Below are 16,156 nucleotides of genomic sequence, written 5' to 3' on the forward strand. Positions count from 1 at the left end.
GGAGGATGCGGTGACGCATCCTTGCGTTTGCAGGGATGCAAACGGCCCTTATCGTGAGAAGATCGCGGTGGCGATGGCGTTGTCGAGCGCGGCCATGGCGGGCCATTCCACGCAGGCATCATATGCCACCACAACGCGCCAATCATTAAAGAAAGCAACGGCGTAGCTGCCGACATTCAGGTGTTTCGGAAAGCACAGCGCGCCGAAATGCCAGTGGTTGATCCCGCCCTGCATCGGACGCGCCAGCATGCCAAGCCCGTAATAGGCCCCGCCTCCGAAGGGCCCGGCCGGTCCGGTGAGGGTGTCGGTTTGGGTGTCGAACCAATGCGCGTGGAAGGTCAGGTAATCTGCCACGGTCATGGACCAGCCCCCCCAAGACAGGAACGCGCCGCTGACCGGGGACGGTGTTGCGGTGACCCCTGCCGGGTCGAGCACGAGGCGGCGGCAGGTCTGTTCGTAGGGCGCGTCGGAGACGGCCTCGATCACGCGGGCGACCAGCGCGTAATTGTCGTTGGAATAGGCGTATTGACCGGGCTGTCCCGTGGGCGCGCCGCGGTCGCGCATCTTGTCCACAATTTCGGCGGCGCGGTGCGTGGGTTCATCCAGCCAGGCGCTCATGTAGATCTGGGTTGCGTCCTGCGTGATGCCGCTTTGATGGGTGATGAGATCGGCAAGCGTGATGCTGTCAAAGCCGGGCACATGGCGCGACACCGGATCGCCCCTGGACACGGTGGTTCCGTCCACCAGTTGCGCCATACAGGTGGCGGTGATCGCCTTGGAGAGGCTGGCAAGTTCAACCGGGGCGTCCGCAGGCAGGCCAAGGTCGATCACGGTCAGATCGGTGTCGGGCGGTTGGATCGCAACAACGCCGCGTGCGTTCTGATCCGTCAGCCAGCCCTCAACCGCCTGCGCCACATCCCCTGCGGTTTGCGCCGCGCCTCCGGTTGCGATGCAACACGAGAGAGCCGCGGCGCGCCAGGTCATGCGATGGCTTTACCGTAGATGGCGGCCACCTTGGCGATGGCCTGTTCGGGGGGCAATTCCTCGCTTTCCCCGGTGCGGCGGGAGGTCAGTTCGACCACGCCGTTCTTGAGCCCGCGCGGGCCCACGGTGATGCGCCATGGCAGGCCGATCAGGTCCATCGTGGCGAATTTGCCCCCTGCCCGTTCGTTGCGGTCGTCATAGAGCGGGTCGAGTCCAAGTGCCGTCAGACTGGCGTAGAGCGCGTCACAGGCGGCGTCGGCGGCGTCATCGCCCTGCTTGAGGTTCACGATCCCGCAATGGAACGGGGTGACACCTTCGGGCCAGATGATGCCGTTGTCGTCATGGCTGGCCTCGATGATCGCGCCCAAGAGGCGGCTGACGCCGATGCCGTGGGACCCCATGTGAACCGGCACGCGGTTGCCGTCGGCATCGGCGACCTTTGCGCCCATCGCGTCGGAGTACTTGGTCCCGAAGTAGAAGATCTGCCCCACTTCGATCCCGCGCGCGGTGCGGCGGCGGGCCTCTGGCACCTTGGCGAATTCGGCCTCGTCATGGGTTTCGTCCGTGCGGGCATAGCGCGAGGTGAATTCTTCGAGCACCGCCTGACATTGGGCCACGTCGTCATAGTCGATGGCGCGGTCGCCGAATTTGAGATCGGTGATCTCGGCATCGTAGAACACTTCGCTTTCGCCGGTGTCGGCCAGCACGAGGAATTCATGCGTGTCGTCGCCGCCAATGGGGCCTGAATCGGCACGCATCGGGATTGCCTGCAGGCCCATGCGTTCATAGGTGCGCAGGTAGCTGACCAGATGGCGGTTATAGGCGTGCAGCGCGTCCTCTTTGGTCAGGTCGAAGTTGTAGCCGTCCTTCATCAGGAACTCCCGGCCGCGCATCACGCCGAAACGCGGGCGGATTTCGTCGCGGAATTTCCACTGGATGTGGTACAGCGTCAGCGGCAGGTCCTTGTAGCTGCCGACATGAGAGCGGAAGATGTCGGTGATCAGCTCTTCGTTGGTGGGGCCGTAAAGCATATCGCGCCCGTGGCGGTCCTCGATGCGGAGCATTTCGGGACCGTAGGCATCGTAGCGGCCGGATTCCTTCCAGAGGTCGGCGGATTGCAGCGTCGGCATCAGCATCGGGATGTGGCCTGCGCGGACCTGTTCCTCGTGCACGATGTTTTCGATGTTTTTCAGAACCTTGTAGCCCATCGGCAGCCAGGAATAGATACCGGCGCTGGCCTGCTTGATCATGCCGGCGCGCAGCATCAGCCGGTGGCTGACGATCTGGGCTTCTGCGGGCGTTTCTTTGAGGACGGGCAGGAAATAGCGGGACAGGCGCATGGCGAACCTCTTGCGGTGTTTTCGCCTGTCCTAGCGGGTTGCACCGGGACCAGCAAGGCCGTGCGGGCTTAGTCGTCCCAGTCGAAGAATTTGGGCATCCCCGGCGGGCATCCCTTGTATTCGTACATCAGGCGCAGCGCCTGACGGTATTGCGCGCCGTTGGACGCCTGCGTCGGCATGACAACATAGCGATCTGTCTCGTACCCTTTCTGGGACACCTCAACCGCGACGGCATCGGGTGTATTGAACCCTGTGGGATCGAATTCGTCGACGGTGGCCGCATCAATTGCGTAGGCCGCCTGATGGCTGCACAACCCGTTCCAGACATACCAGGCATCGTCCTGAACCGATCCACTGACATAGGCTTTCATCTTGTCGCCATCGACCTTGTCTCCGTTCAGGTGTTGGACCAGAACCGGACGCCAGTTGTTTTCGGTGATGTATTCCTGGGCGGGCACAACGTACCATCCAAGATTGTCGCCAAAGGAATAGACTTTTGTGCCGATCACCAGCGCGGAATGGCCGGGACCCGCGAGTATTCCGGGATTTCCAATTGGGGTGAGAAGAGCTGTTTTGGGCATAAAATAACCTGAATACGCGTGATCTAATGCGCAAACGCTAGTCACTTGCCGGGCATGTGGCAAGTTTCGCAGGGATGCTGGTTGCGCTAAAGCTGCCTTTTGACGGCATGTTTCGATGGACAAGGCCGCGAAAATACACCAGCGTTGGATGTCCTAACGGTTTTGGAGCGGGCTGTGGAGACGACCAAAGACGCGCGCGTCTCGCTGGAAGGCGATGCGCTGAATGATATGCTTGCGCTTGGCTTTGACGCCGCGCCGTTTGCTGCATTGTTTTACCTGCCGGATGAGAGGCTGACCCTGGTGTGGCGCAACAGGGCGCATGCGGTCATGTCGGGGTCCGTCGGGGCTGACGTTGAAGGCAAGGGCCTGTTCGAGGCCTTTCCCCCCAGCGCGGACGCCAAAGGGTCTGACGCGGTGGGGTTCATCCGAGCCGCGACCGACGCCGTGATGCGCACAGGAGAGCCGCAAGAGGTTGGAACCGCCCGGTTTGATCTGCTGAATGACCACGGCGTGTATGTTGAGCATCACTGGCAGATGCATTTTGCGCCGGTGCGCAAGGACGGCCGGATCATTGCGATCCTGCAAACCGCCAGCGACGTCACCGAGTCGACACTGTCGGCGCGGCTGGCGCAGAGCCACAGGCGGGCAGCCACATCGACCGCGTCGGTCGCCTATTTCAGCTATGATCCGGAAACGGACCTGTTCGAGCGGCACAAGTTCATTGACGAGATGTTTGGATTTGCTCCGGACGAGGCCGGTGCCTATGCGGCCCCGTTTTTCGAGCGGGTCCATGAGGAGGATATCGACGCGGTGCATGCCGAAGTGGCGCGCGTTCTGGCGGCACCGCAGGGCGAGATCGCGTCTTTTGATTACCGGGTGATGCTGCCTGACGGGGGCGAGCGGTTCGTGCGCATTCGGGGTGAGATGGCGACCGATCCGGTTGATCGCAAACCCAAGCTGGTGGGCACCTTTGTTGACCTGACCGATATCGAGGTATCGCGGCGCGCGCTGCAACAGGCGGTGCGGGCGCGTGAGGCGCTGGTGGTCGAGGCCAATCACCGCATCAAGAACAGCCTTCAGATCGCGCTGTCCCTGCTGCGGCTGCAGGCAAGCAAGCTTTCTGCCGTGGAAGGAGCGGAGGCGATTGCCGCGCGCGATGCGCTGCGGGCGGTGGAATCCCGCGTGCGGGCGGTGGCGGATGTGCATGCGGCGATCCAGATTGATGACTCGGTTGCCAAGATTGATCTTGTCGAGATGTTCGAACGTCTTGTGCAATCGACGCGCAAAAGCGCGGAACTGTCGGACGCGGCGATGATTTTTTCGCGCCCCTCCGGCGCGGTTCCGCTGAACAGCGACAGTGCCATCGCGTTGAGCCTGATGATGAACGAATTGCTGACGAATGCGATCAAATACGGCGCGCCGCGCGACGACGCCCCGGTGACGCTGGCGATGGAGATCGCGGAGGGCGGCGACTTGCACGTGCGGGTGACCAACACGGACTGCCGCGATGCGGAGGCGACGCTTGATATCGATTCCTCGGGCCTTGGCCAACGGCTGGTCCAGCAATTCGCGGCCCAGATCGGGGCCGAGGTCACGCGGACACAGGACGGATCGCAGGTGGTGGCGCTTGTCACGATGCCGCTTGCGGAGGACGCCAGCGCGCCATCAACGCCGTAAAACCGATTGCACGGAGCGGGATCGGCGTGCCCTGCCCCGATCTTTGCGCATCGCGTGCGGGCGGGCTTGAAAGATTGGGCGCAAAACGCGATGTAGGACCAAAGGCAACGAGGCAGAGCGTATGGCACTTCCCGCGCGGGAACAGCTGAAATACTGGGGGATCGCGGCGGTCGTGTTTGCGGTCTTGCTGTGGTTTCTGGGCGACGTGCTGTTGCCCTTCGTTCTGGGCGGGGCGATTGCGTATTTCCTGGACCCGGTTGCGGACCGGTTGGAACGGATGGGCTTCAGCCGGGTGGCCGCGACGGCGGTGATCACCGTTGTGGGCATACTGGCGTTCGTGGTCATGTTGCTGCTGGTGATCCCGACCCTGATCCGACAGGCGGTCGAGCTGTTTGAATTCGCGCCAACCTTGTTTGTCAATCTGCGCGATTTTCTGGTCGAGCGGTTCCCGGAGGTCATGGATACCGAAAGCCCGCTGCGCCAGTCGCTGATTTCGGTGGGTGAAACCATTCAGGCGCGCGGCGGTGAGTTGTTGAACACCGTGCTGAGTTCGGCGGCGGGCATCATCAATATCGTCATGCTGTTTGTGATTGTCCCGGTGGTGGCGGTGTATCTGCTGCTGGACTGGGACCGGATGGTGGCGCGGATTGATGAGCTACTACCGCGCGATCATGCGCCGACCATCCGGAAACTGGCGGCGGATATCGACAAAACGCTGGCAAGCTTCATTCGCGGGATGGGCACGGTCTGCATCATTCTGGGCACCTATTACGCGGTGACGCTGATGGCGATCGGGCTGCAGTTCGGGCTGGTTGTCGGGTTCGTTGCGGGGCTGGTGACGTTTATTCCCTATCTGGGTGCGTTGATCGGTGGCGCGTTGGCGATTGGTCTGGCGCTGTTCCAGTTCTGGGGCGATTGGGTGTCGATCGGTCTTGTCGCCGGTGTGTTCGTGTTGGGACAGGTGATCGAAGGCAACGTATTGACGCCGAAACTGGTGGGATCGTCGGTGGGGCTGCACCCGGTGTGGCTGATCCTTGCGCTGTCGATTTTCGGCACGCTGTTCGGCTTTGTCGGGATGCTGGTCGCGGTGCCAGTGGCCGCAGCCATTGGCGTGATCGCACGCTTTGCAACACAGCAATACATCTCCAGCCGCCTGTATCGCGGATTGAGTGATCAGGACCCGGAATAAATGCCCCAACAGATGAAGTTTGACATACCGGCGCGTCCCGCGCTGGGGCGGGGCGATTTCTACGTCACGGAAAGCAATGCCGTGGCGCTGGGGCTGGTGGACACGTGGCCGGACTGGCCGAATGGCAAGCTGGTTCTGGTGGGTCCCAACGGGTCGGGCAAGACGCATCTGTCGCATGTGTGGTGCGCGGAAAGCGGCGGGACGATGATCGCGTCGCGCGATGTTGCGCTGGCGGATGTGCCGGCCTTGTGCGACGGCCCTGTCTGCATCGAGGATGTGGAGCGTGTGGCCGGCGATGCGGCCGCCGAAAACGCGTTGTTTCATATTCACAATCTGGTGCTTGCAAACGGGCACAGCCTGCTATTGACGGCAACGACCCCGCCCAGCGTCTGGAACCTTGACCTGCCCGATCTGGCCAGCCGGATGGTGGGCACCACCGTTGCCAAGATGAGCCCGCCGGATGACCTGTTGTTGTCGGCGGTGATCGCCAAGCTGTTTTCGGATCGCCAGATCGTGCCGATGGCTGATGTCATCCCCTATCTGGTGCGCTGGATGCCCCGGTCGTTTGAGGCGGCGGGACAGGTTGTGGCGCATCTGGACCGGGCCGCTTTGGGCACCCCGAAGGGTGTGACACGCAACCTTGCGCGCATAGCCCTGGCCGAGCTTGAATTCCGGGAAGAAACTGCGCCAGAATAGCCCCTGACCGCGCCGTGTCATCCGCCCGTCACGCGCCATCACCAAGGGACACCCATGAACAGCGCTGACTTTCTGAATGCCCCCCGCCCCGACCCGACCGCCCTGCCCGATCTGGATCTGACCGGACCGGGCCGCTTCGTGAACCGGGAACTGTCCTGGCTGGGGTTCAACTGGCGGGTGCTGGAAGAGGCCGAGAACCCCCGTGTGCCGTTGCTGGAGCGTCTGCGCTTCCTGTCGATTTCGGCCACCAATCTGGACGAATTTTACACCGTCCGCGTGGCGGGTTTGCGCGAACTGGCTCAGGCGGGCAACACGACACCGGCCGCAGACGGGCTGACGCCCGCCGAGCAGCTTGTCCTGATCAACGAGGACGCGCGCAAGCTGATGGCATCGCAGCAGGAGGTTCTGGCGACCCTGCGTGAACAGATGGAGGCCGAGAATATCTCGGTTCTGGGGCGCGATGGTCTGTCAGAGGACGACCAGACCTACCTTGCAGAGGCGTTTCTGGAACGCGTGTTCCCGGTACTGTCGCCGCTGGCCATCGACCCCGCGCACCCGTTCCCGTTCATTGCCAACAACGGCTATTGCCTTGCACTGCAACTGGAGCGGCGCAAGGACAAGTCGTCGTTGCAGGCCTTGCTGCCCATTCCGGGTCAGGTCGAACGGTTCATGGCCCTGCCCTCGGCCCCCGGCGAACATCGGTTCATCATGCTGGAAGATGTGCTGCTGCTGCATTTCGACCGGCTGTTTCCGGGCTACAAGCTGCGTGACCATTTCGGGTTCCGGGTGCTGCGCGACAGCGATATCGAGGTCGAGGAAGAGGCCGAAGACCTTGTGCGCGAGTTCGAGGTGGCGCTGAAGCGTCGGCGTCGCGGTGAAGTTGTGCGGCTGACCATTTCCACCGGCGCGCCGAAGACGCTGCGGGAAACCGTGATGCGGGAATTGCGGGTGCGCGACGATGATGTGATTGAGCTGACCGGGATGCTGGGGGCGGCGGATCTTCGGGAACTTGTGCTGGAAGAACGGCCCGATTTGCTGTGGCCCAATTTCGCGCCACGCGTGCCCGAACGGGTGCAGGATTTCGACGGCGACATGTTTGCCGCGATCAAGCAGAAGGACATGCTGCTGCATCACCCCTACGAGACCTTTGACATGGTGGTCCGGTTCCTGGCGCAGGCGGCGCGGGATCCCAACGTGGTTGCGATCAAGCAGACACTGTACCGGACATCGAAACAGTCGCCCATCGTGGCGGCGCTGTGTGAAGCGGCGGAAGACGGCAAGTCGGTGACGGCGTTGGTCGAATTGAAGGCGCGGTTCGACGAGGCCGCCAATATCCGCCAGTCGCGCCGGTTGGAGCGCGCGGGCGCGCATGTGGTCTACGGGTTCCTGGACTGGAAAACCCACGCCAAGATTTCCATCGTGGTGCGGCGCGAGGGGGACAAGCTGGTGACTTACACGCATTTCGGCACCGGCAATTACCACCCGATCACCGCCACCATTTACACCGATCTGAGTTTCTTTACCTGCGATGCAACGCTGGGGCGGGATGCCACCAAGGTGTTCAATTACCTGTCGGGCTATGCCCAGCCGGACGGGTTGGAGAACCTATCGATCTCTCCGCATTCGCTGAAGCCCAAGATGCTGGAACTGATTGAAGCCGAAGCCGAGCACGCGCGGGCGGGCAAGCCGGCGCAGATCTGGCTGAAGATGAATTCGCTGATTGATCCCGATATGATCGACGCGCTTTACGCGGCGTCCGAGGCCGGGGTGCAGATTGATTGCGTTGTGCGCGGGATTTGCGGCTTGCGCCCCGGTGTGACCGGGCTGAGCGAGAACATCCGCGTAAAGTCGATTGTCGGGCGGTTTTTAGAACATTCCCGGATCGTCTGCTTTGGCAACGGGTACGGGTTGCCCCACAAGAAGGCGCGGGTGTTCATGTCGTCCGCCGACTGGATGGGGCGCAACCTGAACCGGCGGGTGGAGACGCTGGTGGAGATCGAAAACGCCACCGTCAAGGCGCAGATCGTCAGTCAGATCATGGCGGCGAATCTGGCCGATGTGGCGCAAAGCTGGATCATGCAGCCCGGCGGTGCCTTTGAGCGCGCGACATGGGAGGATGGCGAGTTTGCATTCAACTGCCACCGGTTCTTTATGGAAAACCCGTCGTTGTCCGGGCGCGGGTCTGCCGGGGCGTCGGACGTGCCGAAACTGACCCATACCGACGACTGACGCCCGAAGACGCAGGCACGGCAAGCGACGCTTCACCACAGCCAGACGGGCCAAGCTTTCTTGACCTGACGCGTTGGCTTTGCGACGGTGCGCGCGACCTGAGCCGGAGGCCCCATGGACGGAAACCAGACATCCGAACAGGACGGATCGAGCCCCTTTGGTCGGGCCCTGTTCAACGATCCGAAGGCGCGGGCGTTAAGCCGTGTCGGGGTTGTTGATATCGGGTCAAACTCGGTGCGACTGGTGGTCTTTGACGGGGCTGCACGGTCACCTGCTTATTTTTACAACGAAAAACTGATGTGTGCGCTTGGCGCAGGAATGTCCGAAACGGGCCGGTTGAACCCGGATGGCCGGGCGCGCGCGCTGCAGGCGCTCAAGCGGTTTCAGGCGCTGGCGGACGGAATGAAGCTGCCACCGCTGACAGTGGTCGCCACGGCGGCGGTGCGCGAAGCGGTGGACGGGCCCGAGTTCCGCGAGGACGTGCTGCGCGAAACCGGGTTGCGCATCTGGGTGATCGGAGGCGAGGAAGAGGCGCGGCTGTCGGCGCAGGGGGTTCTGCTGGGCTGGCCGGGCAGTTACGGTCTGGTTTGTGACATTGGCGGGTCGTCGATGGAACTGGCCGAGATTTCCGACGGGCGTGTCGGGCGGCGGATCAGTTCGAACCTTGGTCCCCTGAAGCTGCGCGATCTGCCCGGCGGGCAGAAGGGGCGCGACGCACATATCAAGGAGGTCATGCAGCGCCTGGCCGGGCATATGGGCGCACAGCGCGACCGGCTGTTTCTGGTGGGTGGCTCATGGCGCGCGATTGCCCGGGTGGACATGTACCGGCGCGGCTATCCGCTGCACGTGTTGCACGAATACCGGATGGACAAGAAGTCGGTTTCTGAGACGGTCAAGTTTATCAAGTCCGCAGACATCGAGGAATTGCGACAGGCCTGCGGGATTTCCAACGCGCGGATGATCCTTGTGCCTTATGCGGTGGATGTTCTGAAACGCCTCGTGCAGACGTTCAAGCCCAAGGACATCGCGGTGTCGAGCTATGGCATCCGCGAGGGGCTTTTGTACGAACAGATGCCGCAGGAGCTGCGCGACCGGGATCCGCTGATCGAGGCCTGCCGCTTTGCCGAGGCCAAGGATGCGCGTTTGCCGGGATTTGGCAAGAAGCTGTACCGCTTTGTGTCACCGTTGTTTTCGCGCAATGATGATGCGCGGATCCGGCTGATCAAGGCGGCGTGCCTGCTGCATGACGTGAGCTGGCGTGCGCATCCCGATTACCGGGCCGAGACCTGTTTCGACAATGCGACGCGGGCCAATCTGGGGGGGTTGAAGCACTCTGAACGGGTGTTCCTGGGTCTGGCGCTGTTGCACCGTTACAAGAACAAGCGCGAAGGCACGCGGTTCGAGGATCTGGAAGGGTTGCTGTCCGAAAAGGCCACGCAAGAGGCCGAGGTTCTGGGCAAGGCGCTGCGGTTTGGCGCGATGTTGTGGATGTCGGATGCCAGTGCTGATGGGACCGCGCTGGAATGGAAACCGCGCAAGAAACTGCTGCGGCTCAAGCTGACAAAGGCGTCTGTTCCGCTTTATGGCGAAGTGGCCGAAGCGCGGTTTGCGTCGCTTGCGGCGTCGCTGCAGGCCGAGACCGAGGTTGTTGTGAAGCGGTCGCCGGACGCGTGACGCGTCCGGTGGTTTCCGGTGACGGAAACCCGCCCCTACAGGTCCGGGCCACCCTGTTCGACGATCTTGCGAATGCGGCGGATGGCGAGCCACACCAAGAGCACCACCGGCACCGTGACCAACCCGGTCAGCGCCCCCTTGGACAGTCCCAGCATGCCGGCCACCGGATACAGCAGGTATCCCGCCAGCGACACCGCGTAATAGCTGATCGCCACAACCGACAGGCCCTCGACCGTCTTTTGCAGGCGCAGCTGCATGTCCGCGCGTTTGTTCATGCTTTCCAGCAATTGCTGGTTCTGTGCCGATCTGGCGACCTCGACCCGCGTGCGCAGCAGGTCCCCTGCCCGCACAGCCCGCGCCGCCATCGACGACAGACGGTTTTCCGCCGATTTCACCGTGCGCATCGCCGGATCGTAGCGGCGGGTCATGAATTCGGCAAAGGTCTGGCGGCCTTCGAAGCGTTCTTCGCGCAGCACCGAGATGCGCTGTCCGACAATCGCTTCGTAGGCACCAGTTGCCCCAAACCGGAACGACATTTGCGCCGACAGGCTTTCGAGTTCCGCAGACACCGACAACAGCGCTTTGAGCCGGTCTTCCTCTAGCCCGTCGCCCCGGGTCATGGCCGCCATCAGCTGGGTCAGTTCGTTGTCAATCTCGCCCATGCGGGGACCGAGTTCGCGCACACGCGTAAAGCCAAGCATCGACATGGTCTTGTAGGTTTCGATCTCGCACAGGCGCTGCACGATCCGCCCGACCCGGCGGCGGCCGATGCCCGGCGTCACGAACAGGCCGAACCGCAGATGCCCGGCCGGGTCGATGCGGAAATCGCCGCAGACGATGGCCTCGTCATCGATCACCCGGCTGACGGCCAGGCTTTCGGGCACAAACCAGTCAGACAACAGGGTGCAGATTTTGGAATCGTCGGGGCGTTCCTCGACCCGGATCAAGGCAGAGGTGATCCGCACACCGGGGGCGGTTTCAAGCCAGTCTTCGGGAAACACCGACATGTCGGCGGCATCAAAGGGACGTTCGGACACGCCGTTCATGAAAACGGTGTAGGTGACAAACTCCGTGTGCTGTTCCCACTTGAGCATATTCTGCCCGATCTGCCCGGAGTAATGCGTCGCACCGGGTTGCGGATGCGGGGTGCCGTAGCGGTCGAGCAGTGCGATCAGGTGGTTGAGATCTTCCGACTTGTCCCGCGCGGCGGCATCGCGGGGTTTCTTGATCGCCAGATAGATCGCCCGGCACGGTGCTTCGAGCGACGGAAAGGGACGCGCGTGCAATTCGTTGGACAAGGTATAACGGAGAGGATGATCTTCGATCGGCGTCATGGGGTTCCCTACACTGCTTGGAGTGTCAGCTATGTGTTCACCCAGATCAAGTAAAGAGAGAAAGCCGTTTATATTCAGTTATTTACCGGTATTCAACCGTATGCATTGGCGGTCTTTCAGTTCTTTGGGCGGCATGCCGCGAAAATGAGCTGCCGGAAAACGCCGCGCAACAGGATGATCGCAAACGGTTTTTGCGCTGGCGCAACGCGGTGTCGGGCGCAAGCGTGTATCCTGTGTCTGCGGGGCGTGGCCACCGGTTTGGGCCCGCGCGCGCAGAGACGGAGGACGTTATGAAACTGTTCATTGGTTATGCCAGCACCGAAGGCCAGACCCGCAAGATCGCGCGTCATATCGCGGATCGCTGCGTCGACAAGGGCCATTCGGTGGAACTGATGGCGCTGGATGATGCGGCGCAGGTTGATCTGTCACGGTTTGATGCGGTGATGCTGGGCGGGTCCTTGCACGCGGGGCATTACCAAACCGTGCTGTCAGAGTTTGCCACCGATCACGCGCTGGCGCTTGAGCATTGCCCGAGCATGTTGCTGTCGGTTTCCTTGGCGGCGGCGGGCCATGATGCGGAGGATTGGCGCGGGTTGGAGGCGATCCTGAGCGATTTTCAGGAGGCCACACGGTGGACACCGGGACAGGTCGTGCAGGTGGCAGGCGCGTATAAACCATCGGATTACGACGTGTTCCGGCGCTTTATCATGCGGCGGATCATTGCCGCGAAAGACCCGGAGGCCGATCTGGACTGGGACAAGGAATATACCGACTGGGAGGCTTTGGACCGCACCGTGGACGTCTGGCTGGAGGCCGCGCCCGGATGATCCGGTTGCCGGAGCAGATCGTATGAAACGACCGCCCCACCCGATGCCGGATTTCGTGCGCGACGCGTTGGAGGACCACGGGCTTGCAGCGCAGTACGATGCGCGTCCCTGGTACCAGCGGAACGACTACCTTGGCTGGATCATGCGTGCCAAACGGGCCGACACCCGCCAGAAGCGACTGGCCCAGATGCTGGATGAACTGCGGGCGGGTGATGTGTATATGAAGATGGCGTGGCGGCCAAGGCGCGGGGGTCATCAGGACGACGGGTCGGGCGACTGCTGACACCGGGTAAAGCGGTGCTGGCAGGCCTTGGCGCGCGGATGTTTCCTTGAACGAAAAAGGCCCCGCGCGCGGTGCGTGGGGCCTTTTCTTGTCTGACAGTTGACAGCTTAGGTGATCTTCCCCAGCAGCGTGTCGAGGCTGGCTTTTGCGTCGCCGTAGAACATCCGCGTGTTTTCCTTGAAGAAGAGCGGGTTTTCGATGCCGGAATAACCGGTGCCCTGCCCGCGTTTGGACACGAAGACCTGCTTGGCCTTCCAGCATTCCAGAACCGGCATGCCGGCGATGGGGCTGTTGGGATCGTCCTGTGCGGCCGGGTTCACGATGTCGTTCGAGCCGATGACGATGGCGACGTCCGTATCGGGGAAGTCGTCGTTGATCTCGTCCATTTCCAGCACGATGTCATACGGCACCTTGGCCTCGGCCAGAAGCACGTTCATGTGGCCCGGCAGACGCCCCGCGACCGGGTGGATCGCAAAGCGCACCGTCTTGCCCTTGGCGCGCAGGCGGCGGGTGAGTTCGGCCACGTTCTGCTGTGCCTGTGCAACGGCCATGCCGTAGCCGGGGATGATCACGATGCTGTCAGCCTCTTCCAGCGCTGCGGCGACACCTTCGGCGTCAATCGCCACCTGTTCGCCTTCGACCGCCATCTGTTCGCCACCGGATGCACCGCCAAAGCCACCCAGGATGACGCTGACAAACGACCGGTTCATCGCCTTACACATGATGTAGGACAGGATCGCACCCGAAGAGCCAACCAGCGCGCCGACCACGATCAGAAGGTCATTGCCAAGGCTGAAGCCAATCGCCGCTGCCGCCCAGCCAGAATAGCTGTTGAGCATGGAGACCACGACCGGCATGTCCGCGCCGCCGATGCCCATGATCAGGTGGTACCCGATAAAGAGCGCCAGAAGCGTCAGCAGGATCAGCGTCCAGCTGCCCGATCCGCCAAGGTACATGATCGCAAAAATAATCGACAGACCCGCTGCCGCGGCGTTGAGCATGTGACCGCCGGGCAGTTGCTTGGCCGAGGTGTCGATCTCAACCGGCAGTTTGCTGTCGCGGCCTGCCAGCTTGGCATAGGCGATGACGGAACCCGTAAAGGTCACCGCGCCGATCCAGATGCCCAGCACCAGTTCGACGCGCAGGATGCCGATCTCGACCGAGGATTTCTTGGCGATCAGCTGGCCAAAGGACGACAGGCCGTCATAGAGTTCTTTCGGCAGGCCAATCGCGGTGATGCCATCCGCCTGTACCGCGCCCATCACGAGGCCTTCGGCGTCATACATGTTGCCGATGTAGTTGATCATGATGTCCGCGTTGAAGCCCACGAACACGGCGGCCAAGCCGACAAGCGAGTGCATGATGGCGACAAGTTCGGGCATCTGGGTCATCTCGACCTTGGTGGCGAGTTGGTAGCCGACAGCCGCGCCCAGGGCGATCAGGATGATCGACACGACGCCAAGGCCGGAGCCCGGGCCAACCAGCGTGGCCACAACCGCGATGGCCATGCCCACAATGCCGTACCAGACGGCGCGTTTCGCGCTTTCCTGACCCGACAGGCCGCCCAGCGACAGGATGAAGAGAATGCCTGCGACCACATAGGCCGCGATGGTGAATGCGTTTTCCATGTGCCCGCCCTCTTAGGATTTCTGGAACATGGCGAGCATGCGCCGTGTCACGAGGAAGCCGCCGAAGATGTTGACGGAGGCCATGAAGATGCCGAGCGCGGCCAGAAGCGTGATCAGCAGACTGGACGATCCGATCTGGATCAATGCCCCCAGAATGATGATCGACGAGATCGCGTTGGTCACGGCCATCAGCGGCGTGTGCAGCGAATGCGCGACGTTCCAGATCACCTGGAAGCCGATGAACACCGACAGCACGAACACGATGAAGTGCTGCATGAAGCTGGCAGGCATGCCCGGGATCAGGCCAACGCCCAACACCAGCGCGGCCCCCACGGCCAGCAGGGTCACCTGGCTTTTGGTCTGCGCCTTGAACGCCGCCGCTTCCTGCGCGCGTTTTTCTTCCGGTGTCAGTTCTGGCACCTTTTCCTTGGGTTTGGCGGCAATCGCCTGAACCTTTGGTGGGGGTGGCGGGAACGTGATTTCGTTCTTGTAGGTGACGGTCGCGCCGCGAATGACGTCGTCTTCCATGTTGTGGAAGAATTCCTGAGTCTCTTCGCCGGTTTCCTCGTTTTTCACCTTGGGCGTCAGGTCCGTCATCATGTGGCGGATGTTTGTCGCATACAGTGTCGAGGCTTGCGCGGCCATGCGGCTTGGGAAATCGGTGTAGCCAATGATGGTCACGCCGTTGTCGGTGACGATCTTTTCGTCCTTGACGGTCAGCTTGCAGTTGCCGCCCTTTTCCGCCGCGAGGTCCACGATCACGGAACCGGGTTTCATGCTTTCGACCATGTCCTTGGTCCAAAGCTCGGGCGCTTCGCGGTTCGGGATCAGCGCGGTGGTGATCACGATGTCCATCTCGGGCGCCAGTTCGCGGAACTTGGCCAACTGGGCCGCGGCAAATTCCGGTGAGGACACAGAGGCATAGCCGCCTGTCGCCGCGCCGTCCTGCTGTTCTTCCTCAAAATCGAGGAAGACAAATTCAGCGCCCATGGATTCGACCTGTTCGGCCACTTCGGGACGCACGTCAAAGGCGTAGGTGATCGCACCCAGCGATGTCGATGTGCCGATGGCGGCAAGGCCAGCCACACCCGCACCGACAACCAGAACCTTGGCGGGGGGCACTTTACCGGCGGCGGTGACCTGACCGGTGAAGAAGCGGCCAAAGTTGTTGCCTGCTTCAATGACGGCGCGGTAACCGGCGATGTTGGCCATGGAGGACAGCGCGTCCATCTTCTGCGCGCGGCTGATGCGGGGCACCATTTCCATCGCGATGACATTGGCCCCCTTCGCCTTGGCGGCTTCCATGCCCTCTTCGTTGGCAGCGGGGTTGAAGAAGGAGATCAGCGTCTGACCTTCGCGCAGACGCTTCAGCTCTGCCGGTTCCGGCTGGCGGACCTTGGCGACGATGTCGGCCTCTTTCCACAAAGCCGCTGCCGTCTTGACGACCGTCACACCTGCGTCTTCGTAAAGCGCGTCGGAAAAGCCAGCCCTGGCCCCCGCGCCGCTTTCGATCAGGCAGTCATATCCAAGCTTCTGGAGCTGTCGGGCGCTGTCGGGCGTCATCGCCACGCGGTTTTCGCCCCCGAACACTTCTTTGGGTGTTCCGATTTTCACCTGAGCTGTCCCCCTTTTTGCGTCATTTCAAGTTACCGTTGCGGCATGTGTATCTGCGATGGGTCTACAAGGCTGACCTAAAACCCACAATGCGGGCACC

Annotated in this window: 13 protein-coding genes; 7 read left to right on the top strand and 6 right to left on the bottom strand. The window is 62.1% G+C overall.

The features are described 5' to 3' along the window. Positions 1-48: 48 nt before the first annotated feature. The 3 genes from MWU54_RS02955 to MWU54_RS02965 form a co-directional block, all read right to left on the bottom strand. Positions 49-984 (bottom strand): serine hydrolase domain-containing protein, encoded by a 936-nt coding sequence (locus MWU54_RS02955; protein ID WP_247080660.1) that lies wholly within the window; start codon positions 982-984, stop codon positions 49-51. Then, on the bottom strand, positions 981-2,324 hold the full coding sequence (proS, locus tag MWU54_RS02960; protein WP_247080661.1) for a proline--tRNA ligase: 1,344 nt from the start codon (positions 2,322-2,324) through the stop codon (positions 981-983). Before proS ends, MWU54_RS02955 begins: the two co-directional genes overlap by 4 nt. A 68-nt stretch (positions 2,325-2,392) precedes the next feature. Beyond that, complete coding sequence (locus tag MWU54_RS02965; protein WP_247080662.1) at positions 2,393-2,905, bottom strand: hypothetical protein; 513 nt, start codon at positions 2,903-2,905, stop codon at positions 2,393-2,395. A 174-nt stretch (positions 2,906-3,079) separates the two neighbouring features. On the opposite strand from MWU54_RS02965, the gene MWU54_RS02970 reads away from it, so the two are divergent. The 5 genes from MWU54_RS02970 to MWU54_RS02990 all read left to right on the top strand — a co-directional run bounded on the left by MWU54_RS02970 (position 3,080) and on the right by MWU54_RS02990 (position 10,370). After that, positions 3,080-4,582, top strand: a complete 1,503-nt coding sequence (locus MWU54_RS02970; protein ID WP_247080669.1) for a histidine kinase dimerization/phosphoacceptor domain -containing protein — start codon at positions 3,080-3,082, stop codon at positions 4,580-4,582. 121 nt (positions 4,583-4,703) lie between these two features. Further along, positions 4,704-5,771, top strand: coding sequence for an AI-2E family transporter (locus MWU54_RS02975; protein ID WP_247080670.1), 1,068 nt, complete (start codon positions 4,704-4,706; stop codon positions 5,769-5,771). Positions 5,772-5,783: 12 nt separating this feature from the next. Then, positions 5,784-6,467, top strand: coding sequence for a chromosomal replication initiator DnaA (locus MWU54_RS02980; protein ID WP_348647594.1), 684 nt, complete (start codon positions 5,784-5,786; stop codon positions 6,465-6,467). 54 nt (positions 6,468-6,521) lie between these two features. After that, positions 6,522-8,696 (top strand): RNA degradosome polyphosphate kinase, encoded by a 2,175-nt coding sequence (locus MWU54_RS02985; RefSeq protein WP_247080673.1) that lies wholly within the window; start codon positions 6,522-6,524, stop codon positions 8,694-8,696. 114 nt (positions 8,697-8,810) lie between these two features. Further along, a complete protein-coding gene (locus tag MWU54_RS02990) occupies positions 8,811-10,370 on the top strand; it encodes a Ppx/GppA family phosphatase (RefSeq protein ID WP_247080675.1) in 1,560 nt (519 codons plus the stop codon). Positions 10,371-10,405: 35 nt separating this feature from the next. Here MWU54_RS02990 and MWU54_RS02995 read toward each other — a convergent pair whose 3' ends face one another. Further along, positions 10,406-11,704, bottom strand: a complete 1,299-nt coding sequence (locus tag MWU54_RS02995) for a DUF3422 domain-containing protein (protein WP_247080677.1) — start codon at positions 11,702-11,704, stop codon at positions 10,406-10,408. 290 nt (positions 11,705-11,994) lie between these two features. Here MWU54_RS02995 and MWU54_RS03000 point away from each other — a divergent pair, with 290 nt between their 5' ends. Both MWU54_RS03000 and MWU54_RS03005 read left to right on the top strand, forming a co-directional pair. Continuing rightward, complete coding sequence (locus MWU54_RS03000) at positions 11,995-12,531, top strand: flavodoxin domain-containing protein (protein ID WP_247080678.1); 537 nt, start codon at positions 11,995-11,997, stop codon at positions 12,529-12,531. A 22-nt stretch (positions 12,532-12,553) separates the two neighbouring features. Continuing rightward, on the top strand, positions 12,554-12,814 hold the full coding sequence (locus tag MWU54_RS03005; protein WP_247080679.1) for a YdeI/OmpD-associated family protein: 261 nt from the start codon (positions 12,554-12,556) through the stop codon (positions 12,812-12,814). Between the two features lie 107 nt (positions 12,815-12,921). Here MWU54_RS03005 and MWU54_RS03010 read toward each other — a convergent pair whose 3' ends face one another. Further along, complete coding sequence (locus MWU54_RS03010) at positions 12,922-14,442, bottom strand: NAD(P)(+) transhydrogenase (Re/Si-specific) subunit beta (RefSeq protein WP_247080680.1); 1,521 nt, start codon at positions 14,440-14,442, stop codon at positions 12,922-12,924. 12 nt (positions 14,443-14,454) lie between these two features. After that, positions 14,455-16,056 (bottom strand): Re/Si-specific NAD(P)(+) transhydrogenase subunit alpha, encoded by a 1,602-nt coding sequence (locus MWU54_RS03015; RefSeq protein WP_247080681.1) that lies wholly within the window; start codon positions 16,054-16,056, stop codon positions 14,455-14,457. Positions 16,057-16,156 lie beyond the last annotated feature (100 nt).

This window comes from Marivita sp. S6314, from assembly GCF_023015985.1.
Taxonomy (GTDB): domain Bacteria; phylum Pseudomonadota; class Alphaproteobacteria; order Rhodobacterales; family Rhodobacteraceae; genus Marivita.